This window comes from Maribacter sp. HTCC2170, from assembly GCF_000153165.2.
Classification (GTDB): Bacteria; Bacteroidota; Bacteroidia; order Flavobacteriales; family Flavobacteriaceae; genus Maribacter_A.
The window spans coordinates 522,406-549,348 of the sequence record NC_014472.1; the positions used below are offsets into that span (position 1 = coordinate 522,406).

The window sequence follows — 26,943 nt, forward strand, 5'->3', positions numbered from 1 at the left end:
CAATCTTTATGAAATTATCATTCAACCAACTATAAACGAAGAATTGTGGTGGTCATAAAACAGCATTCATGATAAAAAATCTTCAGTCTCAAAGTCATTGACTGAATTATTTTCATACCCACCATTATAAAATTGTTGAAGTGCATTTGCAAAATTGGGGTACTCGAACGCAAAACCTTCCTCAGCTATTTTTTTACTACTCACTCTTTGACTGGCAAAAAGCAAATAGGACATTTCCCCAAGTACCAATTTCATGAAAAGCCAAGGAATATTAGGCAAAAGAAGCGGCTTATTGAATACCTTAGCAACTTCATGGACCATTTTCTTGTGCGTTATCGGGTTTGGACTTACCCCATTGTATGTACCACATAACTGGTTTTCAACGATAAATAAAAATAGTCTGGCCAAATCGACTATATGAATCCATGACTGCCATTGTTTACCATTACCAAAAGTTGACCCAACAAAGGATTTTATTGGTTTTGCCAATTCTGGTAATACACCTCCATCTTTAGACAGCACCATCCCTATTCTTACTTTTGAAAAAGGAATCCCGAAGTGTTCCAATGTATCAATTTCCTTTTCCCATTCATGAACTACCTCACCCAAAAAACTATCGTCAATCCTAAGTTCCTCTTCTGTATAAAAATGACTTAATGAACTTGGGTAAATACCAATGGCCGATGCTGAAACAAATGATGTGATCTTTTTCGAATCGGTTTTACCCAAAGCATAGTTCAAAGTTTTTATAGCATTTATTCGGCTACTAAGAATTTCGTTTTTATTATCGGCCGTCCACTTTTTTGCAATACTTGATCCGGCTAGGTTAATTATGGCAGTTACCCCTTCAAAACAACTAAGGTCTATTTCATTCTGATCAGGGTTCCAATAATAGCCATTGAAATTGTCGTTAGAAACTATTTTAGTCCTATCGGTGGTCAAATAATTCACAGGAATGCCTTGCTTGTTGCTTAATTCAACAATCGCGCGTCCTATTAGACCTGTTGCCCCTGTAATCAATAGCTTCATATTGCAAAGGTAGAGGATTTACATTCCGTAATAATCGATTTTAATTTCGATTTAACACAGATAAACCATTAATGTTAAGCTGGATAAGAGAAAATGTGATTTTACAGTCAAGATTTTGACTTTATGGTTTCGTCGCTCTCAGCATTTCACGTTTTCCGGGAGGTCCAGGTAACCTCTCAACCTCAAAACCAACCGCTTGCATGGCCCTTCTAACACTTCCCTTGGCTGCATATGTAACCAAAATACCGCCTTTTTTTAGTGCTATGAACATGATTTCAAAAACTTCTTCGGTCCACAATTCTGGTTGCACCCGGGCACCAAATGCATCAAAATAAACTAAATCGTAGCTGTGTTGATATTTTACTTGCTTAAAATCACATTGCTCTTTATGAAGCTCAAAGGTTTTTGAAATTGAAACATTTTTTTCCCAATCCGTTTCGTGCATCTGTTTAAAAGCATCATTATAATCTTGTGCTTTTAATTCGGAAACATAATTCAATAGAGAAAGTTCTTCTTGCGATACAGGGTACGCCTCAATACCTCTATAATTAATTTTCAGGCCCAATTTGGAAGCTTCCAGAAAAGTGATGAAAGCGTTCAGCCCGGTTCCAAAACCTATTTCTAAAATATGGAGGTCCTGGTTTTTGAATAAGTTTAATCCGTGTTTAATAAAAACATGGTAAGCCTCTTGAATAGCACCATGTTTTGAGTGGTATTGCTCATTCCAATCCTTTATTTGGATGGTTTTTGAGCCATCTGCCGTAGTTATTATTTCCCGTTGCATTACTCTTTTAAAAGCACTCCGTCTGCTTCAAAACCAAAAGTTTTTTTCGGCTCTGTTATTTTGGCAATTTCCTCTGCAGATTTACCGCCATCTTCGGCGTAGTGCTTTTGGTCCTCAACACTCATTTCCTCAACAAATGCATAACCGTTTACAATTACTTCTTTCCCAGCAATGTCTTTGGGCATAAAAAAACCATAATCTTTAAACTTAACCATAGCCTCCTCACCACCTTCCAACTCAACTTTCATCCAACAACCCTTCGCCTGGCATACATCTTTAACAACACCACTAAATTTAACTTGTACAGTATCGGCAACTACCATTTCTCCATACTTTTTCATCATTTCGAGGTTGGAAATACTACCATCATCCAAAATTTTCTCCCCAAACGATACCAACTGACCCATATTCTCTGGGTTTTCAGCAACTTCCTGCTTGGTTTCCTGACCTTTGCATGAAAAAATCAATAACAATAGCACAACTAAAATGTTAAAACCTTTCATAATTCCTAAATTTTCTAAATCTATTGTAAAAATGGACATTTTTGAATGAAAAAAGAAGATCGGATTGCGATATTTTTCTAATTTTATTCGATAAATTTCAATCCGATGGAGACGAGTACAAAAAATTTAAAAGTTCAAAAGGCCAAAACCTCCAAAATAAATGAAGTAGATTTTGATAACTTGGCTTTTGGAAGTGTTTTTACAGATCACATGTTGGTCTGCAAATACAAAAATGGCGCTTGGGAACTACCCGAGATTAAACCTTATCAACCCATTACCTTGGATCCTTCGGCAAAAATATTTCATTACGGACAATCTATTTTTGAAGGAATGAAGGCTTATAAGGACGAAAAGGACATTGTTTGGCTTTTTCGCCCTTTGGATAATTGCAAGAGATTGAACGTTTCTGCGAAACGAATGGCTATTCCTGAATTACCTGAAGACTATTTCATGGACGGTCTGGTTGAACTTTTGAACTTGGAAAAAGATTGGATTCCGCAGAGTGCTGGAAGTTCATTATATATTAGACCATTTATTTTTGCTTCAGGAAATGGGTTTCATGCATCCCCAGCAGATGAATACACTTTTATAATTGCTTGTGCACCATCGGGAGCCTATTTTTCTGGAAAGGTCAAAGTATTGATTGAAGAAAAATATTCAAGATCCGCCAATGGCGGCGTAGGGTATGCCAAAGCCGGTGGTAATTATGCAGGACAGTTTTACCCAACACAACTGGCAGTTGAAAAAGGATACAACCAAGTCATTTGGACTGATGACAACACCCATGAATATATAGAGGAAGCAGGTGCGATGAATATATTCGTAAGAATAAATGACACATTGATCACCGGGCCGACAAGTGATAGAATACTTGATGGCATCACCCGAAAGAGTATTTTGAAAATAGCCAAGGACGAAGGTATTCCTTTTCAAGTTCGTAAAATAACAGTAATAGAGGTTGTAGAAGCTGCAAAAGACGGATCATTGAAAGAAATGTTCGGTGCAGGAACCGCTGCTGTGATCTCACCAATAAGTACATTTGGTTATAGGGATACGGATTATGACTTACCAGAAATGCCGGAAGGATATGCAACTAGACTTAAGAAAAGAATAACGGATATTCAATACAACCGAAGTGAAGATAAATTTGGTTGGCGATACAAAGTGTAACAAAAAAGGGACCAATGGTCCCTTTTTTTATTTATCCAGTATACTCTCAATATTCGGTTTAAAATAATTGGGGCCTTTTAGAACTTTCCCATCTTCTCTATAAATTGGCTTGCCATCAGCACCCAATTTACTCATGTTACTACGCTGAATTTCCTCAAAGACTTCCTCAATCTTATACTGCATACCATGTTCTAGAATAGTACCGCACAATATGTAAAGCATATCTCCTAGCGCATCGGCCACCTCAACTAAATCATTTTCATTGGCTGCCTCAAAATATTCTTTGTTCTCTTCATCCATTAGGTTGTATCTCAACAAATTTTTCTCTTTGCCCAAGTTGGCCCTCATTGTCTCTGACACTCCCAATCCGAATGAATTGTGAAATAATTCAACCGCGCTTATTTTATGCTTCATATTTATACATTTAGATTAGCTTTGCATAAAAATATAAAACAAGAAAAGAAGTATTAAATCAATTTATCCACGATCACATGATATTAATCGTTGATTAAGTAGGTGAAGCGACTAAATTCAGTGCATTGTATTTTTTTCATTAATGAATAACTAATTATAATTGTTTATGTTCAGTACCGGGCAGTTGGTATTTGCCATTTCTTTCATCATCGTTTTTTCCATCGTAATTGCCCTTACCTATAAAAAGGACAAAAAATTACATTCCAAAAACTACAAAGGAGTTAAGTGGGTGGGAATAATCTTTATAATCTTCTTGTTAATCCTATTCTTAATTAAGTATTTACTTAAGAATTAACGTAATATTTACGTATACCACAAAAAACATCACTTTGACAACAATTTGAGTATTTTATCCCGTATATAATACCAAACAACGTAATTTTGCGTTATTCATCTAAAGTGCTAAACAAATGGTGACATTTCTTACAATAGTTTTTATTCTGGTTTGTATCAACGTAGCTATTATGCTTACAAGCCTATACGTTGTCTATAAAAGAGATAATAAAGTACAGAAAAGCATTACAGATTCTACCATTTCAAAAATCTATCCTTTAGATTTATTTACTACTAGCTACAAGAAAGCGGTTTAGTTATTACCTTTAAACAATTATCAGATTAACTATTTAGCCCAATTAGAGTCACAACCTCTGATTAATGGGATGTTCTTATTTTGTGTAAGATAAATGAAACAATTATTACTTGTGTTTTTAGGTGGTGGTTTGGGCAGTTTGCTCAGGTACGTTGTTTCCAAAACATTCAATAATTATTTTCAGCACTTTTATCTGGGCACTTTTTTGGTCAATGTTATAGGGTGTCTAATAATAGGTATAGTTTTAGGATTATCATTTAAGAACAATATCCTTTCCCAAAATCAAACATTATTATTAACCACAGGTTTTTGTGGTGGTTTCACAACTTTTTCAACTTTCGCACTTGAAAATCAATCCTTATTAAAAACAGGCGAAATTCTTCACTTCTCTGTTTATACCCTTTCAAGTATTGCCGTTGGAATTGCTGCAGTGCTTATCGGTTTATGGGTTTCCAAGTTTTTTTTGACCTAGACATTATAGACTTTGTCCTTTTGTCAGAACTAGAGAGCAGTCCTAGTTTCCTCCCCCGAATTATATGAGCCCACTCCTTTCCTATTAACACCTCCTGTTTCAATACAGTTATATTATAATTATTAATGTTTTTTTAATCAATACCCATATTTTTTATGGGTGTTAATTATTATAATCATAATTATATAATATATACCCCTATTTTTTTAGGGGTGTACCACAATAAAATATACATTTGGATTTTTAAACAACAAATTATGAAGCAAATCGAAGCAATTATTAGAAAATCAAAATTTGATGATGTCAAAAAAGCATTGCATCAGATTGAGGTCAATTTTTTTAGCTACTGGGACGTCACCGGTGTTGGCAATGAGAAACAAGGACATGTCTATAGAGGCATTTCCTATAGTACAAGCGATATACAAAGAAGATATTTATCGATTGTGGTTTCTGATGAATTCTTAGAAAGAACGGTAGAAACAATACTGGAATCTGCGTACACTGGCAATGTAGGTGATGGCAAAGTATTTGTTTCAGAAATACTGGAAGCCTACAGAATACGAACAAAAGAAAACGGCAAAACCGGAATAAACTAAAATTTAAACTACTAAACTTTTTCAAAATGGACGCAGGATTATTTACAGCAAATAATGTTTGGATGATGGTTTGTACCGCTCTCGTTTTCTTTATGCACACAGGATTTGCATTTTTAGAGATTGGACTTACCAGAGAAAAGAACACAATTAATATACTTTTTAAAAATGTCTTTATTATATGCGTGGGACTATTACTCTATTATATTGGAGGTTTTAACTTAATGTACCCTGGAGATTTTAATGGATTTCTTGGGTTTGGAGGATTTGGATTGCCAATCGGCGAAGACGGACTCACGCCAGAATATGCTGACGGGGGTTATACATATTGGACAGATTTTCTTTTTCAAGGAATGTTCGCAGCCACTGCTGCAACTATTGTTTCAGGAGCAGTCGCCGAGCGAGTAAAACTAGGAGCCTTTATGATATTTGTTCTTTTCTATGTAGGCCTCGTATACCCTATCGTAGGGTCTTGGCAATGGGGAGGAGGATTCCTTTCCACACTAGGGGGCGATGATGCCGGTTTTTATGATTTCGCAGGATCCACCTTAGTACATTCTGTTGGCGGATGGGGAGCATTGATTGCAATTATGCTATTAGGCGCAAGAGTTGGCAAATTCGGTGAAGACGGAAAGGCAAAAGCGATACCAGGTCACAACATTCCGCTTGCCGCCGCCGGTGTTTTGATTCTTTGGTTAGGTTGGTTTGGTTTTAACGGAGGATCTGTATTATCAGCAGATCCTGCATTAACATCTTTGGTACTGGTAACGACAAGTTTAGCGGCAGCTGCTGGAGGTGTTTCAGCGTTTGCAACCTCAACAATTTTGCACAAGAATTTTGATTTAACAATGTTTCTAAATGGTATTTTAGGAGGACTGGTTGGTATTACGGCTGGTGCCGATTTAATGTCCCCGCTTGAAGCAATTGCAATTGGTTTGATTGCTGGTGTTATTATTGTTTTAGGTGTATCATTCATAGATAAACTGAAATTGGATGATCCTGTCGGCGCAGTTACAGTGCATCTTATATGTGGTATTTGGGGAACTTTGGCAGTAGGTGTTTTTGGAGACAAAGCAGGATTAGATCAATTGTTCTACCAACTTGTTGGTGTAGGCGCTGCTGCGGTTTTCTGTTGTCTAACAGCATTCGTCATCATCTTTACCCTTAAGAAAACCATGGGAATACGAGTCTCGAGAGAAGAAGAAATCGAAGGATTGGATATTCATGAACATGGTATGGATGCGTATCCCGATTTTAGGATGAATCAACATTAAAAAAAGACGGAGCGTTTTGCAGAACGCTCCGTTAGTAACCATTTCAACACAATTCTCAATTCATTATTAGTCAAATGTCTCATTAAATGAGACAATTAAATCATTGAAATATGAAAATAATTACAAATACAAATTTCGTAAAAAAAATTTTTCTTTTAGCAATCTTATTGATATCAATAGTATCTAATGCCCAAGAGGAAGAAGAAATTAAAAAAGTTTCGATAAGTGGTAGCGTAGATGCTTATTACCAAACCAACTTGAGTGCTTCGGACAGTGAACCTCAGTCTTTTGGGACTTCCTTTGCCAATGAACTGGGTTTCGCCATGGGAATGGCTAATATTATAGCCTCGTATGAAGGCGAAAAAACCGGCGCAGTTGCCGATGTGACTTTTGGACCAAGGGGTGAATCTGCCACAGGAGGCTATAACCTTAACCAACTATATGCCTATTGGAATGTATCAGAAGGAACAACTTTAACAATGGGCAGGTTTAATACTTTCTTAGGCTACGAGGTTATTTCTCCTATTGGAAATTTTAACTACAGTACTTCCTATTTATTCTCAAATGGTCCCTTTTCACATGTTGGGGCAAAGGCTGATTTCACATTGGGAGAGGGCACTAGTTTAATGCTTGCAGTAATGAATGTTACAGACACTAATAATAACCTTACTGGAGTTTACTCATTGGGAGCTCAATTTGGTTTTTCAGGACAATATTTGAATCTCTACTATGATGGCGGCGAAGTGTTGGGCTTTGAAGTAGATTATACTGGTGGTTTTGATTTATCGGATGATTTCTTTTTAGGAATCAACGCTGCATACGCAGATAACGAAGGTGAAGGCTTTTCAGGTATTGCATTATATCCGCAACTCGCAACCTCTGATGATTTTTCATTGGGGCTTAGGGGTGAATACTTTGCGGTACGTTCAGATTTAATTAGCGATGACCCAAGTGTATTTGCAGCAACCCTGACCGGTAGTTATACCGTTGACAATTTGATTATTAAGCCAGAAATCAGGTTAGACAGCTGGGGTAACGATGTTGAGCCTTATTTAGATGCTGATGGCGCCACCTCTAAAAGCCTTTCAACATTCTTGATTGCGGCCATTTACTCTTTCTAATATTTAATTGATCTTATAATAGTTTAAATTGATTTAAAACCCTGGTCCCATAGATCAGGGTTTTATTCTTTACCATACTTAAAGTCCTTTACTCCCGCCCTCACCTCGGTATTTAATGAGTTTACACCAGGCACAATAGGACAGGAATATTTTTTGTTATAAGCACAATAGGGGTTATAAGCTTTGTTAAAGTCTATAACTATTGTATCATCCGAGGGTATTGAAAGATCTATATATCTTCCACCAGGATAGGTTTCATCGCCATTGGTACCATCAAGAAAAGGCAGAAAAAGATAATCTCTATACTCGTCCTCAAGCATTAATTTCTTGTTTTGATAAACTTCTAATTTATGCTCTATTCCATTTAGCTTAAAATGAGCAATGCCATAAACCACTTCTTCAGACTTGCGATCCGTTGTCGTTGGCATTAAAAAAGGTAAAGCCTCAGGAGTCAAAACAAATTTGGCCCGTACTATATAAGTTGTATCCGGTTCATAAAAATCAAGGGTTTCAAAATCTTTGCGAAATCTATCAGCCAAAGGCGAAGTGTCTGGGTTCTTAAACTCTTCATTTAAGTTAGATTGAAAATTTAAAATTTCATTCAGAGCATCAACCTTTACAAACTCTTTTTCGTTTTGTTTTTCATCATGATACTTTTTACCATCCTTACAACTAAAAAATACTGATAGCATGAATAACCCAAAAACCAAATACTTCATTTAAATCGAATTTATAATCAAAAATACAACTTATGATAATTTTGGTTAGATTTGGTTTTAGTTAAAAATTACCAATGAAGCAAATATCGATTTATAAAAAACTGAATGTGTATCCTCCAAAATGGATCCAGTGCAACTATGTTTAAAATCGAATTGAATTTTTAAATATTTAAAGCCTGGCAAATTGTTAGGCTTTTTTTATGCAATGAATTAAAATGAAACAATTCTATACCAATTATTTAAACTCTTTCAGAGGGCTATCAAAAGAAGTATGGTGGCTCGCACTTATTACATTGGTAAATAGGGCAGGTACTATGGTGATACCTTTTCTATCATTATATCTTACCCAAAATCTGGGTTTTACACTTGAAAATGTCGGCAGTATTATGACCAGTTTTGGGCTTGGCTCATTAGTAGGTGCCTGGTTAGGAGGCAAATTAACTGATAAGCTTGGCTATTACAAGGTCATGTTGATTAGTCTTCTTTCTACCGGTTTACTTTTTATCGCGATTCAGTTTCTTGAAGGCTTCTGGGCCATTTGTATTGGCATTTTTATTCTTATGATTTTTGCTGACTCCTTTAGACCTGCCGTTTATGTTGCATTGAATGCTTTTAGCAAAAAAGAAAATAAAACACGCTCTGTCTCCTTAATAAGACTTGCAATAAATCTAGGGTTTTCCGCTGGTCCTGCACTTGGCGGAATCATTATAAGTTCAATCGGATATCAAGGGCTGTTCTGGATAGATGGTCTAACCTGTGTAACAGCCGGTATTCTATTGTTAGTTGTACTTCATCCTAAAAAATCAACTGTATTGGACAGCATCCATCATGCATCACCAAAATCTGCATACCAGGACTCAAAATACTTATTGTTCATTGCCTCAATGGTCTTGTTCGGATTTGCTTTTGTACAGTATTTTTCAACAATGCCGGTATATTATAGTGAAATTCATTCCCTTACTGAATTTCAAATTGGAATGCTGCTCGCGCTCAATGGGTTCTTCATATTTGTTTTTGAAATGCCTCTGATCAAGTTTATGGAAAGTAGACCTTGGTCCAAAATTTCGAACATAATACTTGGACTCATTTTGACTGGCCTAAGTTTTTTGATTCTTAATCTTATTTCTTGGATTGGGGTTCTTACTGTTGGTATGCTCCTAATGACCATAGGTGAGATGATTGCATTTCCATTTTCAAATGCCTTTGCCATGGATCGTGCCAAAAGGGGAAATCAAGGCGAATACATGGCCCTTTACAGTATTTCATTCTCTATTGCACATGTTTTTGGTCACAATACTGGTATGCAAAGTGTTGCTCGCTTTGGTTATGATATAACATGGTATGGTGTTATGGTGGTTTGTTTTTTGGGAATTGTGCTACTTTTACTTTTAAAGAACTCAATTCTAAAGCATAAATAATGAGAACTATATTATTGACCATATTCATATGCCTCTTTTTTCTTGGATGTAATTTTAAAAAAGACTCGCAAACAACAGTGGTAGAGAACAAGCGGCATTTACCCAAATTGGAACAAAATAGATATAACGTAGCTTTTCTTATTATGGATGGCACTTATAACACCGAATTCACTGCCCCCTTTGACATATTTCAGCATACACAATTCAGAAAGGGTATTAAAGCAATGAACACTTTTACGGTTGCCAATACATTAGACCCAATAACCACTTTTGAGGGTGTGCGGGTATTACCCGATTTTGACTATACCAATGATTCTCTTCCTCATATAGATATACTTGTGGTTCCAAGTGCCGAACACCACCTTGATTCAGACTTAAAGGACAACCAAATGTTGAATTTTATCAAAAAAGTTGATGAAAATGCGCTGTACATGACCTCACATTGCGACGGTGCATTTGTACTTGCACAGGCGGGAGTTTTAGATGATGTGACATCAACAACATTCCCAAGTGATATAGCATTGTATCGCAAAACATTTCCTCAGTTAAGTGTTGAGGACAATGTTCTCTTTGTTCATGACGGTAAATATATAACCTCTGCTGGAGGAGCTAAAAGTTTTGAAGCCGCCCTGTATTTATGTGAAGTACTCTATGGAAAAGAAATTACAGAATCCTTAGCAAAGGGATTGGTTATTGATTGGGATATTACCAAAGTATCACATCTTACTCTTCAATGATTTCATACCTGGCTTTTTTCAAATATTTTTCTACTAATTTATTAAACTCTGGTGTTATTCTAAATAAAGCAGTATTTTCCAATGAATAAAGCTCATCTGAATTCGAATACCCTAGTTTCAGCAGCTCTTCTAAATAATAAAGGGAAGTCCCATAGTCTTCAACTTTGGCATTTAAAGAAATAACCTTTAAATAATAAGAAAAATCATCGGGAGTTGTGATGGTCTTCAACATCCAAAGATAGTTGAGTCCTTCCTCATCGATTGGAGAATTTTCATTAATAATGTCAATACTATCGGCAATTAGGGCATTTAAATAACCCTCCAACCTTACTCCCATTTGCCTTTGGGATATATTATCACTTTCCTTGAACTTTTTCAGTACACCCATTTGATAATTCCACCATCCTAAATTATTATAGTTATAGGTAAAAACATCTTCTTCAAGAGCATAGTCGTACTCAGACTTAACAAAGGACTCCTTAAATAGAACTGAGTTCTGGTTTCGTTTTTGACTTTTAAAAGCTTGACTTCGTCGTATAGTTTTTAAACTGTTTTTTAAAGAATCAACCTTTAACAATGGTCTATAAATCTTCAATATATCTTCTAACTTTTGATGGGCTATTAAAAATCTATTTTCAGAAATTAAATTGTTGGTATTATTTAAATCCCGCAGATATGTGTCTTTTATAAAAACAGAATCTCTAGGTATTATATTTTTAGACATTGCTTCCAAATCAAAAATCTCAATGGCCCGGGAAAGCAATTGTTGAGAGGGCCATTTATGACCTCCATCAAAAACCAAGGTTTCATTAGGGAATTTCATTAAATTGAAAAGGCTTTCCTGTTTCCTTATTTCAGGGTAATTAAAGTCTTCATTACCAACAATACCAATAAAGTGGAAACGTTTTTTACTTGACAACAAATCCCTATTCCCTACCGAGGCGCCACATGAAATAACCCCTTTAATATTATTCAAAAAGATAGGCATCGCAGAAGCCATTCTAGCACCCCCATCAAAACCAGCTGTGTAAATTCTCTCTTTATGTATTCTGAACATCGAAAACACGGCATCGAACATTCTCTTGGTTATAAGCACGTTTTGGGTAATCGATAGGGTATCATTCACTTTGTTCGAAGCAGCAATTATGTAGTTGTTTTTTTCAGCGGCCCCAGAAAGCATGCTAAGCACCTTTTTACCCCTACCCTGCATATCAAAAACGAAAATTACAGGCCACACTTTAGCAGTATCAAATTTGGTAGGTAAAAAGAGCGCAAAATCTTCAGAAATTGTATCATTTACAGCAATGCGATCCATAATCATACCCTTCTTGAGTGTTAGCTGCTGTGCTGATGATAAAAAGGAAACGCTTAAGGTAAGTACAAGTAATATTTTTTTCATACAGAATGGTACATCAAAAATCTCGCCAAAATGAACCTGTCAAAGATACAAATAAGGTAATTCATTCACCAATATTACCAATTTCGATTCCTTCGGAATAGGCAACCTTTATTTCATTTGTGCTAAAGGCGCTTTTTATTGCCTCATTGGTCTGAAAAGTCACCTCCCAATAATCATCCGGCAAAACGTAAGGCCTCACCAATAATTGTATACTATGGGAATCAAAAGTATTGATGCCAATCTCTGGTAATGGGTCATTGAGTACTTTCGGAATCCTTGATAATGTATCCAGTATTATTATTTTAACCTTAGGGAAACTCTCTGCATAAGGCATGGTCACTTCTAACTCTAACCTTATCATCCCTTTTTCAGAATAATTGGTCACAACGGAGTCAGTCACTTTCGAATTGGGAATAATTAAAATCTTATTTCCCGGTGTAAGCACATCGGTACTGAAAATACCTATTTCCTCAACCCTACCGAACTTGTCTTCCAATTGAATCCAATCACCGATCTTATATGGTTTAAAGGTCAAAATTAAAATCCCCGAGGCAAAATTCCCCAGGCTTCCTTGAAGTGCCATACCAACAGCAAAACCTGCGGCAGCTAAAATGGCCACAAGGCCAGTCAAGTCTGCCCCTATAACCATCGCAATTGTAAAAAGAACAACTCCTTTAAGAATTACTGATAACGTCGATGACAAAAATGGACGCAAAGTTTCTGAAAAACCCGCCTTCTCCAGAGCTAAGTTCACCCAATGAACCAATTTCTTTGCTACTTTAAATCCAATCCAAAGGATTAGAATAGCCAAAAGAATCTTGGGCAAAAAGAAAACCGCCTTATCAATTGCTATTTGAATATATTCATTGATTTTATCCATGTCCATAGAATAAAATAAGTGATTAATTACATTAGTCGCAAATCAATTCATAGAATAGTTCAAAAAGGCGTTCCTATTTGTTAATGGGCGCACTGGAAATCACATCAGATAGTATAATATGGGTTCTGGTTTCACCGTATTGTATTAATTTATCAATGAACTTTTCTAAATGAAATTGGTCTTTCAATACAACCTCCATTACAATATTCTCATTACCCGTTACTCTATAACAATTAATGACCTCTTTAAATTTACCCACCGTAGCCAAAAAAGGCTTTAATTTACCCATAAACGCCCTTAAAGTTATTATTGCCTTTAGTTGATGACCGGTTAGCGTATGTGAAACTGTAGACTTATACCCAAGTATCACACCCAAATCCTCAAGTTTCTTTACTCGTTCTGCAACTGCCGGTGGTGTAAGACCTACTTTTCGGCCAATGCTGGCGAATGATTCCCTTGCATTTTCTTGAAGACATTCAAGTATTCGCCAATTCAGATCATCGATAGAAGTATTTAAAGAATTCATGTTTAAATATTTTATAATCAAAAGCAAAAATAATAAATCACCTTTAAATCAAAAGATAAATTTTAGATATCCACCGTAACTTTATGGTAATAAAATTGCTATTTATATTATGTCCCGTAAAAATCTAAGAACAGTTCCTGTCTATAGGAAGGCTCTTGAACTTTGTGCTATGAGCAGAGAGATTGCGTCATATGTCACGTTCAACAAGGATTTACTAAAACTTTATAAATCCAATAGTCTTAGAGATATAATAGCAGATTCTTTATTGACCGATACCATTCTTATTCCTCAGAAAATTGCTCAGACCGAATTCTCTTTATCCCAAGATGAGAAAATAAAAAATGTCTCTTATATCAATATCATGATTAAGAATATAAATTCATACTGCACGGGGTTGGAGCGTGATGGGGTAAAAGAAAAAGAATATTTGAACCTCTTGAGACAAGAAATAAAGAGTTTTAGGGAATCGTTTAAAAAATGGACTGGTACGTTACCAAATAACGGAAATGCATCGCTCTCCTAATAGGGGCCCATCATAATTCACCAAGAAAATTCAACAATATTATAATAGTTTGATGTTATTTATGTTCTAATTTTGAGAACTAAAGCATTACTGTTGAAAACTACTATACTTATTCATTGCCCAGATCAATCAGGAATTATTAGTGCTGTAACGACTTTTATTCATTCAAGAGGGGGGAATATTACCTATCTAGATCAGCATGTAGACCAACAGGCCGATGTGTTTTTTATGCGATTGGAAAGCGATTTTAAAAAAAATGCGTTCCAACCTATTGATTTCAAAAATGAATTTAATTCAACTTTGGCTGATCACTATCAAATGGAATGGAGTTTGGATTTAGACGAAACCCTGCCCAAAATGGCCATTTTCGTTTCTAAATATAATCACTGTCTTTATGATATCTTAAGTAGGTTCAATTCCGGTGAATTAAACGTTGAAATCCCATTTATAATAAGCAATCATGAAGATTTAGGTTATATCGCAAATCAGTTTAAAATTCCATTTTATCATATTCCAGTCACAAAAGATTCAAAACAAGAAGCCGAAAAGAAACAATTACGGCTTTTGAAAGAACATAAAGTTGATTTTGTGGTGTTAGCTAGATATATGCAAATTATAAGTAGTGGGTTGATCAATGAATTTCCTAATAAAATAATTAACATCCACCATTCTTTCTTGCCTGCATTTGCAGGTGCAAAGCCGTACCATGCAGCATTTGAAAGAGGGGTCAAGATTATTGGTGCCACCAGCCATTATGTTACCGAAGAGTTGGATGCCGGACCAATTATTGAACAAGATGTAACAACGGTATCCCATTCCCATACCATCAAAGATTTTATTGCCAAAGGCCGAGATCTTGAAAAAATAGTGTTGTCAAGAGCGGTAGCCCAACATATTGAGCGTAAAACCATGGTCTATAATAACAAAACAGTAATATTTTCTTAACAGGTTAAAACAAAAAAATAAAGATGAAAAGAAAAATAATGATCTTAATTGTTTTATTTCAGGCAGTGGCCTGTGGAGAGCTACAGCAAGTTGTAAATCAGCTACCGCAGGGGGGTAATGGAGTAAGCAATTTGGAAATTGGGCAAGGACTTAGGGAAGCACTTGACTTGGGCATCGACAAACAAGTTAGCAAACTAACTGCTACTGATGGATTTTATAAAAATGAATTGGTAAAAATATTATTACCCGATGAACTTCAAAAGGTGGATAAAACCTTAAGAGATATAGGACTGGGTAATTTGGCTGATGAGGGCTTAAAAGTCCTCAACCGGGCTGCCGAAGATGCGGTTAAAGAGGCCACACCAATATTTATTAACGCCGTAAAAGGTATTACTTTCAATGATGCAAAAAATATTTTATTGGGGGATGACGACGCCGCAACCCAATACCTTACCAATGCAACCCAAAATGCTTTGTACACCAAGTTTAATCCCGTTATCAAGAATTCATTCGAAAAAGTTGGAGCTGATCAAATCTGGAGCAATTTAATAAATAGGTACAACAGCATACCGCTTACTAAAAAAGTAAATCCGGACTTAACGGACTATGTAACCAATGAGGCTTTGAATGGTGTGTATACTATGATAGCTATAGAAGAGAAAGAGATTAGAACAAAGGTATCGTCCCGAACTACCGATTTGCTTAGAAAAGTATTTACACTACAAGATTAACTCAAAAAAATCACTCAGAACCAGACAATAAAACTGTTAAAATTCCGTTTTACAAAAAAAGCAATAATTTCCTATTGCTAATCTTTAGTTAGCATTTAGAATTATATAATAAAAGATTTTTATACCGAATTATTTGAGTTAGTAATTTTTTGAGTTAGTTAGTTAAAACCGGTGGGAGCACCGGTTTTTTTTTATTCACTAACGTTAAGAATAGTTTAAAATTAGCAAGCTTAAACATTAGAAGTTTTAACGTTTTTCTGCTGAATTTTAACTTATCTCAGGGGTAAACTATTATCGGGGATTACTCTTTTAAGTTTTTTTTAAGATTTGAACTTCATTTATTGATTAACTTGAAACGAGCTAATTCATCAATCAAATGAGGCATATAGGAATCTTAATCACATTCTTTTTATTATGCATAAAAGCCTATCCTGCCGTACCTATCGAACATAAGGAGAGTTTTTATAATAATAAAATCTTACCCAATTTTATATTTTCAACAACTTCAAACTTATTTGAGGAAGATGAGGTCTATGGTCAATCACCAATTTTAGACAATGGAATAACAAAAATTTCTTTAGGATTAAACACATTTTCGTTAAACGTCATTGAGCCTACATTGTTCTCAAATAATACCTCTGCGGCGAATATTTCACAATCAATCACAAATGATTATCCACCAAGAATTAACCTTTCGTCATTCTTGTATCTATATGTGGCTTTAATTGGCTTTTATATTGCCGCCGTTCTACAATTCAATAAAAAAATAGATCGCATCGCAAAAATATTGATAAGTTGTTTCATATTCATTCACTCTATATTCATTCTTCATATTTGTTTGAATATGACCAATTATCACTATCAATATCCTCATTCATTCAGGATGTCCACCTTATTTTCATTTCTTTATGGTCCCCTGTTATATTTCTATTTCAAGAGAATCACCCAACAATATCAATTTAAAAAAGAAGATCTATTGCATTTGACCCCAACACTTCTTTTGTTATTTGTGTTGTTCCCTACCTATATTTTGCCTTCTGACGAAAAACTAACCTTGATGATAGAAAGGGTTTCTCTGGGTAGAAGTGTAACTGATTTGGCCATCATCGTTTTTAAACTTTTGTCATTGACTATTTATGGTTACTTCATTCGCAAGGTATATTTGAATTCCAAATCAAATAAAGGGTTGGGCAAACAAAACAGATTATGGCAATCAAATCTTTATACAATTCATTTCATTTATATAGGCAGCTATGCGGCATATGGAATTTTACTAAGTAACGGCATAACCTCTGGATTTTTATATCATTTACAAGTAATATTAATGGCATTAATGGTAATGTATCTTGGATATTCCGCCAATGTTCAACCTAATGTTTTTAGCGGAATTTTCACTCTTAGCGATAAGTATTTCTTCAAATACGAAAAATCAGGACTTACAAACAGCTTGTCCCAGGAATTAAAAACCCTCTTATTGGATTTATTGAACAAAGAAAAAATATATAGGGAGAATAATATCAATCTGGAAAAATTAGCGAACAGATTGAATACGACCAGACATAATGCTTCACAAGTCATTAATGAGCATTTTGATATGAATTTCCATGAATTGATCAATAAGTATCGAATAGATGAAGCAAAAGATATTTTTAATAGGGACTACCAAAGAAACCTGAATATAATTGACGTTGCATATGAAGTTGGGTACAATAACAAAGTGACTTTCAACAAAGCATTTAAAAAAGATACCAACTTAACCCCCAGCGAATACCAAAGAGTTGCTCTAAAAGCAACAACAATGTAAAAAATCAGTAATCATACATCGGAAACGTAAACGTTTATAAGACTTTCCTATTAATTCCTCTATTGCCCTTTATTTTGATGGACACTACTATAATGTAAAGCAGCTCTGAAAACTTACTTGTATTGTATTAGAAAACTTCTTTTTAATAATTAGAGTGACGTTTGAATTAGTCATCAAACATGTTCAGGGCTGCGCTTTATATTTACTTTCACTCCTCTAAAAAATCAGCTAATCACGGCACTAATCACTTGAGTCCATCTAAAATGACTTTGAATATTTTAGTTCAAATCGCTTTCAAATCACTGCAAATCAAATATTTAAACTAACTACTACGCCACAAATAATATAACATAAGGGACTCCTTCTGTTATAAAAGGTAAATTAAGAGTAAACATTCATCGGAAAAGTAAACGTTTATAAGTCTTTCCCAAAATTATGTTAAGAGGATGTTTCTTTGACCCGAATGACTAATTAAATGTTGACAGCTCTATTGTAAATACAATATGAATACATCTTATCAAAATGTAATCATAGATTGAATCTCTATTCAAATTTAGGCTGCACAAAAGTCACTTCATAACTAACTCATTAAAATTCTAAGTATGAAAAAAAAATGTATTTGGGTGTTTATGCTTTATTTAATTGGATTGTCCTCAGCATACGCACAAGAAAAAACAGTTTCCGGTAATGTAACGGATCAGGCAGGCGTACCCTTGCCCGGTGTGAACATTCTAATAAAAGAAACTACAACAGGTATCCAAACTGATTTTGATGGCAACTATGCCATACAAGCAAGCCAAGGTCAAGTTCTTGTCTTTTCCTATATAGGGCAAAAAACAGTTGAGGTTACCATCGGGGCAAGCAACGTAATTAATATACAAATGGATGAGGCAGCAGAATCGCTTGAAGAGGTTGTTGTCACCGCTCAGGGTATTAGGCGTGAGAAAAAGGCATTAGGTTATGCCGTTACTACATTAGACGGAGAAGATGTCGCCAAAAGGCCTGAAACTGATGTTGCCCGTGCATTATCTGGCCAAATCCCCGGTGTAAATATTCTTGGTGGTAGTGGTCTTGCAGGTAGTGGAACCAATATTACAATTAGAGGTTTCTCAACAATGACAGGAAGCAACCAACCACTAATTATTGTTGATGGTGTTCCGTTTTCAAATGCCACAAACGAGACAAGTACCTTTTCTACAAGTGAATCTGGGAACAATTCAGCTAGTAGATTGTTGGATTTAGACCCTAATAATATTTCAAATTTAAGTGTTTTAAAAGGTCTAAGTGCAACTGTTCTTTATGGCGAGCAAGGTAGGAACGGTGTTATTCTTATAACCACAAAAAGTGGCTCATCAAATTCAACACAAAATAAGCTTGAGGTAACTGTGAACTCATCTTATTACATAGAACAAATCGCCTCTTTGCCTGATTATCAAGACAGATATGGTGGTGGCTGGCAACAAAGTAGAGGAAAAGCCTTTAGTAATTGGGGTTCTGAATTCACCACACCTTATGAGCAAATATTACATGTTTATTCGGGAAATGCTTACAGTTCTGTTCAGCAAGGTGGAGGAAATTTTAACGCCTCATTCCCACAATTCGCCGGTGTAACAACATATGAGTACAAGCCTTATGACAGTGTTAAGAATTTCTTCAATACTGGTTACACAGCCGTTAACAATATTAATGTCACAAAGTCAACCGAAAATGCCAGCTTCAACTTGAGTTATTCGAATAGTGACCAAAAAGGGTTTACGCCAAACAACACCCTTAGAAGAAACAATTTCAGCGTTGGTGGAACAGCAAAATTATCCAACAAGTTCACTTTTAGTGGCACCATGAATTATGTGAATACCGATAAAAAAAATCCACCAAACGCCGCAAGTACAGGATCTAGTAATGTCAGTTCTGGGGGATCAGGAATATTTGCAAACGTATTGTATACTCCACGTTCAGTTGATCTTATGGGACTCCCGTTCGAAGATGACCAACATAGGAGTGTTTATTATAGAACAACCAATAGTATCCAAAACCCAAGATGGACAGCGGAAAATGAGATTGATGCGGAGATTACCGATAGAGTGTTTTTCTCTATGGCTGGCACATACAAATTCAATGATTATCTGTCCGCGACCTGGAGATCGGGTTTCGATGGTTATAATGAAACATCTTCATTCAGTGTGAACAAAGGGGGTATATATCTTCCCGATGGTTTGTATTACGAATCTAGAAATACCGGAAAAATTTGGGATCACTCGCTTCTAATAAATCTTTCAAAAGATTTCAGTGATAACTTCAATCTGTCATTTGATGCCGGGTTCAACTCTAGAAGAAACACTTTCAACTCTTCCAGTGTTCAGTATGACAAGCAATTGGTCTATGGTTCATTTTTTGCCAATAATTTCGAGGACAAAGTAGCAACAGACTTATTTCAATCACAAGAAAACGTTTTTGGTGCTTTTGGTTCAGCTACATTGGGATATAAGAATTTTGCTTATTTGAATATTGCCGGTAGAAACGATTGGGCTTCTACACATGAAACAGGCAACAATTCATTGTTTTATCCTAGTGCCAGTTTATCATTTGTTCCAACCTCGGCATTCTCTGGACTTAAGAGTAATAACGGGTTGAATTATCTTAAACTGCGTGTCGGCTACGGAAGCTCCGCAAATTTTGCAGATCCTTACGTCACCAGAGATAGATTAGGTGTTTCTGCAAAAGCATGGCTAGACGCAAACGGAAATGCAGTCAACATTAATGGTAGCCCTGTCAATATAAATGATAGTGGAATCAATCGCCTAGGAAATCCAAACTTGAAGCCTGAGCTGGTCACAGAGGTAGAATTAGGTCTTGAATTAAAAGCCTTTAAAAATAGAATAGGACTTGAAGCAAGCGTCTATTCAAAAGAAGCAACCGACCAAATTCTCGATAAAAGACTGGATCCGTCAAGTGGTTATACAGTTACAGCGATAAATGCAGGTAAATTAAAAACTGAAGGGATTGAAGTAGGATTTAATGCCATTCCTGTTAGAACTGAGAATTTTCAATGGGATTTTATCTTAAACTATGATGCTTACGAAAGTATTGTAACGGAATTACCAGGTGGTGAAGAAGATGCATTATTCTTGTCTGGTCCTTTTTCCAATTTAGGGAACTTCGCTATTCAAGGGAAACCATTTAATGTAATGCAAGGGGTATTGGTTCAGAGAGATGCTGCGGGCAACCCAATTGTTGGAACTGATGGACTTTATCTAACAGAAGATGAGCTAGGCATCATCGGAGACCCCAATCCAGATTGGCGCGGGAGCTTCATTAATAACATCTCATATAAAGATCTAAGCTTTTCTATGCAATGGGATTACACCCATGGAGGCGATATGTATTCCGCTACCGCAAATACCATTACCATAAGAGGTTTGGCCGGAGAAACTGATTTTGATCGATCAATTCCTGTTGTTGCAGCAGGTGTAAAACAAGATGGATCTGTGAATGATATCCAAATTACAGCGAATGACCAATACTGGGAAAATTATGGACAAGATGAGTTTAAGGTTTACGATGCAACACATTTAAGATTAAGGGAGGTCTCACTTTCTTATAGCTTACCTAAGAAGGCCTTAGAAAATACTCCGTTTGGCAACATAACTTTTTCTGCAACAGGCAACAATTTATGGTTTAAGGCTTTCAATTTTCCTGACTCCATAAATTTTGACCCAGCTATTTCCAGTGAAGGAGTAGGAAATTCACGGGGGTTTGATTTACTGACAGGACCAACTGCCAAAAGGTATGGTTTATCTGTAAGAGCGTCATTTTAAAAACAAAAACATTAAATAACTATGAGTACAAAATATAAAATATCTATAGCCATTTGTGCAATGTTTGTTCTGTTAGGCTCTTGTGAGTCGGTAGATTTAAACGTGAACAATGACCCAAATAATGCTTCACCGGACAATTCAGACGTCAATTTACTATTGAATGGTGCCATGCTGAACTTTACATCATGGATTGGTGAAGAGGATGAAGATAACCGTGAAGGATTTCAAGCAGGAATGCAGGTTGTTAGAATGCTCCATATGTTTGGGCCTTTGTATGAAAATGCTTTTGAGCCGGGAGATTTTGATGATGTTTGGAGGCAAAGTTTTTCCGGTCACTTATCTGATATTCAGACCATTAAAAAGAATGCAATTGAAAATAATTTATCGCATCATTTAGGGGTGGCTCAAATTTTGGAGTCCTATACGCTAACTGTTTTGGTTGATTATTTTGGTGACATCCCTTATTCAGAGGCATTCGCCGGGGCTGAAAATTTTGACGCTGCGCTGGATGATGACGCTGCTGTTTATGGTATTGCCATGTCATTGCTAGATGAGGCAATTGCAAACTTAGCACTTTCTCCAGCTTCAAGTATTTCTTCGACAGGAGATTTGTTCTACTTCGGTGATTTAGATAAATGGACCACCTTAGCAAAAACTTTAAAATTAAGAATTTACAACAATACGAGGTTGGTTGATTCTAATGCCCTAGCAGGGATAAACGCGCTTTTGGCTGATGGTGATCTTATCGATTCAGCCAGTGAAGATTTTACGGTTTTTTATGGCACCAATTCATCCTCACCTGATATCAGACATCCTCAATTCATTAATAATTATGAAAACACTCCTAGTGGTGAGTATATGTCAATGTATTTTATGAATCTATTGGTAAATGGTTTCGATTCCCCTGATCCAAGGACAAGATATTATATCTATAGACAGGTTGATGAATATCCTCCTGCCGATGCCCAAGGTATATTTGATTTTCCATGTTTAGCGGAAAGTTATCCTACGCATTATGTTCCCGGTGTTGACCCGTTCTGTACTTCTATCGGTGATGGTTACTGGGGTAGAATTCATGGGGATAACCAAGGTCTGCCTTCAGATTCTGACAAGATAACGACTTGGGGCACCTACCCAATTGGTGGAAAATTTGATGATGATTCATTCTCAGCAGTTACTAAATCCTCAGGAATGAGTGGTGCCGGAATTCAACCGATTATGTTATCATCTTTCGTGTACCTAATGAGGGCCGAAGCCGCCTTAACGCTAGGAACAACAGATGATGCAGCTGCAATGTTAGAAGCTGGCATTAGAGCTTCTTTAAATAAGGTTATCAATTTTGACAGTAGTATAAATAGTCCGTTGGCCGCTACAGCGACGAATATTGATGATTATGTGAACGAAATTATAACTGATTATGGAGCAGGATCTGATGCAGAAAAACTCAATATTATTATGACGCAAGCATTTATATCATCTTGGGGTAACCCAGTTGAGGCGTACAATAATTATAGGAGAACAGGAATGCCGCTAAACTTGCAGCCAACGCAAACCTCAACACCTGGCGCTTTCATTAGGTCATTTAAATACCCTTCTGTCGCAATAGACAACAATCCAAATATCAATCCTAAAGAAAATCAAGGTGTAAAGGTATTTTGGGATACTAATTCAACAAACTTAGATTTTTAAAAAATAGACTTATGAAAAGAATTATAAAACTAATTGCATTGCCTTGTATTCTACTGGGCTTCATATCTTGTGAAGATGAAGATAAGGCCCGTATTACACCTTACGCCGATGAGACTCAGGGAGCATTCTTAAGAACTATTGACGCTGGTGGAGTAATAAATAGGACCGACATAGCTGGTTCATCTTATTCAATAACAGGGGAATTAGTAGCCGCCAGTAACGATGATGTTTCAAATGTAGAAATTATGGTTGAGTTCGTTGACCGAACCACAGATGATGATCCAGGAACAAACGATGATGAGTCGATAGATCCTGTTTTAGTTGCTTCTGCTGATGTTTCAACTTTCGTTAGTAATTCAAATGGTTTGCCAGAAACCACTTTTGATATTGGCATATCAGATGCTACTACTGCTTTAGGTTTGGATCTTGGAGATATTGAGGGAGGTGATCAATTTCTCTTTTGGGTGGTCATAAATATGCAAGATGGCACAAAGTTCGAAAAAGGAAATAGCGGTGATAGTGTTACAGGAGAACTGTTTTTTAGTTCCCCAATGGTTTACACTGGCTCTGTAGTTTGTATTCTTCCTATGCCCCCAGCTGGAGATTGGATAATTGAAATGGTTGATTCCTATGGCGATGGTTGGGACGGAGCTTTTATAACGGCAACTATTAATGGCACTGGAACTGACTATACGGCAACCGATTTTGGCACAAACCATACGGTTAATGTACCTCAGGGCTCATCGTCACTAATTTTCACATATACGCCAGGTAATTTTGAATCAGAACATTCATTCACAATAAAAGCTCCTAGTGGCAATATTGTTTCAGAACAAGGTCCTGGTCCAACAGCTGGCGAAATCACTCTTAATCTTTGCAATGAATAAATAACATTTTAATAGAAAATGGCCATCTATAACCTCATTTTTAGATGGCTGTTTCAATTCTAGAAATAATGTAAACAAAGGGTAAACTTATATCGGTAATGGAAACGTTTATAAGCATTACCCAATTGAATGGAAATAGTGACAATCTTTGTATTCAATTAACCAATTAAATGTAAAGCAGTCCTGAGGCCTACTCCTAAAAATATTATAGTATCTCAGTTTTTAGAGTAATTATTTGAATTAGCTATCAAAATATTCAGGGCTGCCATTTACATAAATCCACCCTTACTTATTCAACTTTTTTGTAAAGACCATCAAAAGCTACACTAATTACTTTTCCCTCGTGGGTTATCTCCCATAATTGACGTACAGTGCCGTCATCATTCGAGGTCCAAGTGATTCTATTCTTAATTAATACACCACTCTTGTTTTTCACTTCTGTCGAGGAAAGTATCATCTGATTCTTCTTTCTATTACCTTTTAGTTTTAAATGAGCTCCAGAGTTATCAACCCATAATTGTTCCCATTCTTCGGCTACTTTGTTATAAAAATTTGTACTTGTCCCAGTATACCCGTCTTTAGCACTGACCCAATTTTCACGGACAACACAATCCCCTTCCGATTTTACTATTGTGCTTTTACCGGCAGCACTTCCGTCGGGATTTACAACGTCCCACGAACCTATCCAAAAATCAAACGCTTTGTGGTTTTCTGAGCAACAATTACAAGAATCTTGTGCTATTCCAGAGAAGCCAAATATTAACAAAAAACAAATGAGAAAGTGAGTTCTAAGCTTTTTCATATATGGAATAGAAAACGGTTATGAATGACTTGCATCACTCACATAACCAATAACCAGGTGATTGAAAATTTGAGGTTGTTCCACATTCACAACATGCCCACAATGTTCAATAGTCAAAAGGCTACAAGTAGTGTGCTTTTGCACAATTTTCTTGACCGCTGGAAGAAATAGATAGTCTTCGCCCCCCATAACATACAAAGTTGGAATCTTAATATCGGCGGCACGGAACAACCGCAGCAAAGGGTTTATTTCTGAGGTCAATTTAAACCATCTTGTAAACTCTTTTTGATATATTTTTTTCGCCTCTCTAACAAATAGTAGTCGAGACTCTTTATGGTTTCGATAAGGCATTATAATAAATGCAAAGAACTTATAAAGCCAAAGATAAGGGATAATGGATTTAAAGATAATCCCCAATCTCATTAGTATTTGAGAACGTATTCCGAGTTTCATAATAGCCCCGCCCATCACCATACTCACAACGCGGTGTGGGTGTTTCTCTGCCAAATTGCGAATTAAGATGGTACCCAAAGAGATCCCCACATAATGTGAGTTCTCAATTTTCAAATGGTCTACTACCTCTACAATATCATCAGTAATTGCATCAAATGTATACTTGTCATTAAACGCATCCTTTAGACTGGGTTTAGAATCTCCATGTCCTCTTAGATCTAATAATAATACGTTAAAATGCTTTCTGAATTCCCTAACCTGTTTATACCAAATAGAAGAGCTTCCCCCCGCCCCATGTACGAAGGTCACCCAAGTTGTGGATTCTTGGTGCAGATATGTATTGTAACTTAACAAAGTGTTCTCTTAAAGCGTCCCTTTTAAGGAATCTTGCAATGTATTAAAACTTTTGATAGCCCGTTTGCTTTGTAAGTTTTTTTAACAATTTTCACCTTACTTTTTGTCAACATCATTAAGGAATTGTTAATAAATAGACAAATTACCTGAAAACTAGTTGTTCGTCAACCATATCGACATCTAAAACAGCTATTTGCCTCGTATATTTGTAAGAACTATTAATTATTATGGAAAAGCAATATTGCAGAGTCGGATCTATTACTCCGATGACAACAGGAAATCAGGCTATTTCGCTCTTAGAGTATCAATATCAGTGCTTTAAGGAAAAAGCATCAAATATTAAATATAATAACACTAAGTTAGGTGAGTTTTTTGAGCAAAAAGCGAAAAAAATTCAAAAAACCCTTGAGGAATTTGTATAACAATTATTGGCCAAAAGAATCAAGTTCTTCCTCCATTTGTTGTTGTAATTCCATTGCCTTTTTTGCAGCTTCTATCGCAAAATCAGAGTTTTTTGAGGCATAAATAATTCCTCTAGAGGAATTCACCAACAAACCAATTTGGTTGTTCATCCCGTAATGGCAAACTTCCTTTAGACTACCTCCTTGAGCTCCCACACCGGGAACCAACAGAAAACTGTCTGGAACAATCTTTCGAATATCGCCGAGGCAACTTGCTTTGGTCGCGCCCACTACATACATCAAATTCTCCGAATTTTTATAACTAAGCGACGTCTGTAAAACTTTCTTGTACAATTCTACTCCGTCGACTTTATTGGTTTGAAAATCATAGGCTCCTTCATTTGAAGTCAAGGCCAACAAAATCGAGTGCTTGTTTTCAAAAGCTAAAAATGGCTCCACAGAATCTTTCCCCATATAGGGAGCAATAGTCACTGAATCGAAGCCCATTTCGTCAAAAAAGGCTTTTGCATATCTCGTAGAGGTATTCCCAATATCACCACGTTTGGCATCCGCTATTGTGAATATTTCCGGGTGATTCTCATTAAGGTAATTGATGGTTTTTTCCAAAGACTTCCACCCTTTAAGACCGTATGCCTCGTAAAATGCAGTATTTGGTTTATAAGCCACACATAAATGATGGGTGGCATCGATTATGGCTTTATTAAAAGTAAAAATGGGGTCTTCTTCCTCTAATAAATGTGTTGGGATTTTGTCTAAATCTGTATCCAAACCAATACAGAGAAAAGATTTTTTTTTGTTGATCTGTTCAACGAGTTTTTCAATCTTCATTC

26 protein-coding genes are annotated in these 26,943 nt (G+C 36.1%); 15 read left to right on the plus strand and 11 right to left on the minus strand.

Annotated features, from left to right (window positions below; all coding sequences use genetic code 11):
* Positions 1-66: 66 nt before the first annotated feature.
* The 3 genes from FB2170_RS02485 to FB2170_RS02495 all read right to left on the minus strand — a co-directional run bounded on the left by FB2170_RS02485 (position 67) and on the right by FB2170_RS02495 (position 2,316).
* Positions 67-1,029, minus strand: coding sequence for a TIGR01777 family oxidoreductase (locus FB2170_RS02485; protein WP_013304924.1), 963 nt, complete (start codon positions 1,027-1,029; stop codon positions 67-69).
* 121 nt (positions 1,030-1,150) lie between these two features.
* Positions 1,151-1,813, minus strand: a complete 663-nt coding sequence (gene mnmD / locus FB2170_RS02490; RefSeq protein ID WP_013304925.1) for a tRNA (5-methylaminomethyl-2-thiouridine)(34)-methyltransferase MnmD — start codon at positions 1,811-1,813, stop codon at positions 1,151-1,153.
* Positions 1,813-2,316, minus strand: a complete 504-nt coding sequence (locus FB2170_RS02495; protein WP_041632996.1) for a DUF4920 domain-containing protein — start codon at positions 2,314-2,316, stop codon at positions 1,813-1,815. Before FB2170_RS02495 ends, mnmD begins: the two co-directional genes overlap by 1 nt.
* 105 nt (positions 2,317-2,421) lie before the next feature.
* Between FB2170_RS02495 and FB2170_RS02500 the strand changes: the two genes are divergently transcribed.
* A complete protein-coding gene (locus tag FB2170_RS02500; RefSeq protein ID WP_041632645.1) occupies positions 2,422-3,486 on the plus strand; it encodes a branched-chain amino acid aminotransferase in 1,065 nt (354 codons plus the stop codon).
* A 27-nt stretch (positions 3,487-3,513) separates the two neighbouring features.
* On the opposite strand, the gene FB2170_RS02505 is transcribed toward FB2170_RS02500, so the two are convergent.
* Positions 3,514-3,900, minus strand: a complete 387-nt coding sequence (locus tag FB2170_RS02505) for a nucleoside triphosphate pyrophosphohydrolase family protein (protein ID WP_013304928.1) — start codon at positions 3,898-3,900, stop codon at positions 3,514-3,516.
* Positions 3,901-4,643: 743 nt separating this feature from the next.
* Here FB2170_RS02505 and crcB point away from each other — a divergent pair.
* The 4 genes from crcB (at position 4,644) to FB2170_RS02530 (ending at position 8,009) form a co-directional block, all read left to right on the plus strand.
* Positions 4,644-5,021 (plus strand): fluoride efflux transporter CrcB, encoded by a 378-nt coding sequence (gene crcB / locus FB2170_RS02515; protein WP_013304930.1) that lies wholly within the window; start codon positions 4,644-4,646, stop codon positions 5,019-5,021.
* A 257-nt stretch (positions 5,022-5,278) separates the two neighbouring features.
* Positions 5,279-5,617 (plus strand): P-II family nitrogen regulator, encoded by a 339-nt coding sequence (locus FB2170_RS02520; protein ID WP_041632997.1) that lies wholly within the window; start codon positions 5,279-5,281, stop codon positions 5,615-5,617.
* Between the two features lie 26 nt (positions 5,618-5,643).
* Complete coding sequence (locus FB2170_RS02525) at positions 5,644-6,888, plus strand: ammonium transporter (protein ID WP_013304932.1); 1,245 nt, start codon at positions 5,644-5,646, stop codon at positions 6,886-6,888.
* A gap of 110 nt (positions 6,889-6,998) precedes the next feature.
* The gene (locus FB2170_RS02530; protein WP_013304933.1) at positions 6,999-8,009 is read left to right on the plus strand and encodes an outer membrane beta-barrel protein; all 1,011 of its coding nucleotides are present in this window, start codon (positions 6,999-7,001) and stop codon (positions 8,007-8,009) included.
* Between the two features lie 62 nt (positions 8,010-8,071).
* Here the strand turns inward: FB2170_RS02530 and FB2170_RS02535 are convergent, their stop codons facing one another.
* Complete coding sequence (locus FB2170_RS02535) at positions 8,072-8,728, minus strand: DUF1684 domain-containing protein (protein ID WP_013304934.1); 657 nt, start codon at positions 8,726-8,728, stop codon at positions 8,072-8,074.
* A 215-nt stretch (positions 8,729-8,943) separates the two neighbouring features.
* Here FB2170_RS02535 and FB2170_RS02540 point away from each other — a divergent pair, with 215 nt between their 5' ends.
* Together FB2170_RS02540 and FB2170_RS02545 are read left to right on the plus strand one after the other, a co-directional pair.
* Complete coding sequence (locus FB2170_RS02540; protein WP_013304935.1) at positions 8,944-10,146, plus strand: MDR family MFS transporter; 1,203 nt, start codon at positions 8,944-8,946, stop codon at positions 10,144-10,146.
* Positions 10,146-10,883 carry a DJ-1/PfpI family protein gene (locus FB2170_RS02545; RefSeq protein ID WP_013304936.1) on the plus strand — a complete coding sequence of 246 codons (738 nt, stop codon included), beginning with the start codon at positions 10,146-10,148 and terminating at the stop codon, positions 10,881-10,883. Before FB2170_RS02540 ends, FB2170_RS02545 begins: the two co-directional genes overlap by 1 nt.
* On the opposite strand, the gene FB2170_RS02550 is transcribed toward FB2170_RS02545, so the two are convergent.
* The 3 genes from FB2170_RS02550 to FB2170_RS02560 form a co-directional block, all read right to left on the minus strand.
* Complete coding sequence (locus FB2170_RS02550; RefSeq protein ID WP_013304937.1) at positions 10,870-12,282, minus strand: hypothetical protein; 1,413 nt, start codon at positions 12,280-12,282, stop codon at positions 10,870-10,872. The two genes, FB2170_RS02545 and FB2170_RS02550, sit on opposite strands and share 14 nt — an antisense overlap.
* Positions 12,283-12,343: 61 nt before the next feature.
* Positions 12,344-13,162: a mechanosensitive ion channel family protein gene (locus FB2170_RS02555; protein WP_041632998.1), complete on the minus strand. Its 819-nt coding sequence runs from the start codon at positions 13,160-13,162 to the stop codon at positions 12,344-12,346.
* 73 nt (positions 13,163-13,235) lie between these two features.
* Positions 13,236-13,688, minus strand: a complete 453-nt coding sequence (locus FB2170_RS02560; protein ID WP_013304939.1) for an Lrp/AsnC family transcriptional regulator — start codon at positions 13,686-13,688, stop codon at positions 13,236-13,238.
* A gap of 169 nt (positions 13,689-13,857) precedes the next feature.
* Here FB2170_RS02560 and FB2170_RS02565 point away from each other — a divergent pair, with 169 nt between their 5' ends.
* From FB2170_RS02565 to FB2170_RS02595, 7 genes are all read left to right on the plus strand, one after another.
* Positions 13,858-14,211, plus strand: coding sequence for a hypothetical protein (locus FB2170_RS02565; RefSeq protein WP_237701154.1), 354 nt, complete (start codon positions 13,858-13,860; stop codon positions 14,209-14,211).
* A 93-nt stretch (positions 14,212-14,304) separates the two neighbouring features.
* On the plus strand, positions 14,305-15,156 hold the full coding sequence (purU, locus tag FB2170_RS02570) for a formyltetrahydrofolate deformylase (RefSeq protein ID WP_148232045.1): 852 nt from the start codon (positions 14,305-14,307) through the stop codon (positions 15,154-15,156).
* Positions 15,157-15,179: 23 nt separating this feature from the next.
* The gene (locus tag FB2170_RS02575) at positions 15,180-15,887 is read left to right on the plus strand and encodes a DUF4197 domain-containing protein (RefSeq protein WP_013304942.1); all 708 of its coding nucleotides are present in this window, start codon (positions 15,180-15,182) and stop codon (positions 15,885-15,887) included.
* Positions 15,888-16,263: 376 nt separating this feature from the next.
* Positions 16,264-17,691 carry a helix-turn-helix domain-containing protein gene (locus FB2170_RS02580; RefSeq protein ID WP_013304943.1) on the plus strand — a complete coding sequence of 476 codons (1,428 nt, stop codon included), beginning with the start codon at positions 16,264-16,266 and terminating at the stop codon, positions 17,689-17,691.
* A 602-nt stretch (positions 17,692-18,293) separates the two neighbouring features.
* Entirely contained in the window at positions 18,294-21,506 is a 3,213-nt protein-coding gene (locus FB2170_RS02585) for a SusC/RagA family TonB-linked outer membrane protein (protein WP_013304944.1), read from the plus strand.
* A 21-nt stretch (positions 21,507-21,527) separates the two neighbouring features.
* Positions 21,528-23,195 (plus strand): SusD/RagB family nutrient-binding outer membrane lipoprotein, encoded by a 1,668-nt coding sequence (locus FB2170_RS02590; RefSeq protein WP_013304945.1) that lies wholly within the window; start codon positions 21,528-21,530, stop codon positions 23,193-23,195.
* Between the two features lie 11 nt (positions 23,196-23,206).
* Complete coding sequence (locus FB2170_RS02595; RefSeq protein ID WP_013304946.1) at positions 23,207-24,082, plus strand: hypothetical protein; 876 nt, start codon at positions 23,207-23,209, stop codon at positions 24,080-24,082.
* Between the two features lie 289 nt (positions 24,083-24,371).
* On the opposite strand, the gene FB2170_RS02600 is transcribed toward FB2170_RS02595, so the two are convergent.
* Complete coding sequence (locus tag FB2170_RS02600; protein ID WP_013304947.1) at positions 24,372-24,884, minus strand: hypothetical protein; 513 nt, start codon at positions 24,882-24,884, stop codon at positions 24,372-24,374.
* An 18-nt stretch (positions 24,885-24,902) separates the two neighbouring features.
* Positions 24,903-25,691, minus strand: coding sequence for an alpha/beta fold hydrolase (locus FB2170_RS02605; protein ID WP_013304948.1), 789 nt, complete (start codon positions 25,689-25,691; stop codon positions 24,903-24,905).
* A gap of 227 nt (positions 25,692-25,918) precedes the next feature.
* Between FB2170_RS02605 and FB2170_RS02610 the strand changes: the two genes are divergently transcribed.
* Positions 25,919-26,113 carry a hypothetical protein gene (locus tag FB2170_RS02610; RefSeq protein ID WP_013304949.1) on the plus strand — a complete coding sequence of 65 codons (195 nt, stop codon included), beginning with the start codon at positions 25,919-25,921 and terminating at the stop codon, positions 26,111-26,113.
* Between the two features lie 3 nt (positions 26,114-26,116).
* Here FB2170_RS02610 and pyrF read toward each other — a convergent pair whose 3' ends face one another.
* The gene (gene pyrF, locus FB2170_RS02615) at positions 26,117-26,941 is read right to left on the minus strand and encodes an orotidine-5'-phosphate decarboxylase (RefSeq protein ID WP_013304950.1); all 825 of its coding nucleotides are present in this window, start codon (positions 26,939-26,941) and stop codon (positions 26,117-26,119) included.
* Between the last annotated feature and the right edge of the window lie 2 nt (positions 26,942-26,943).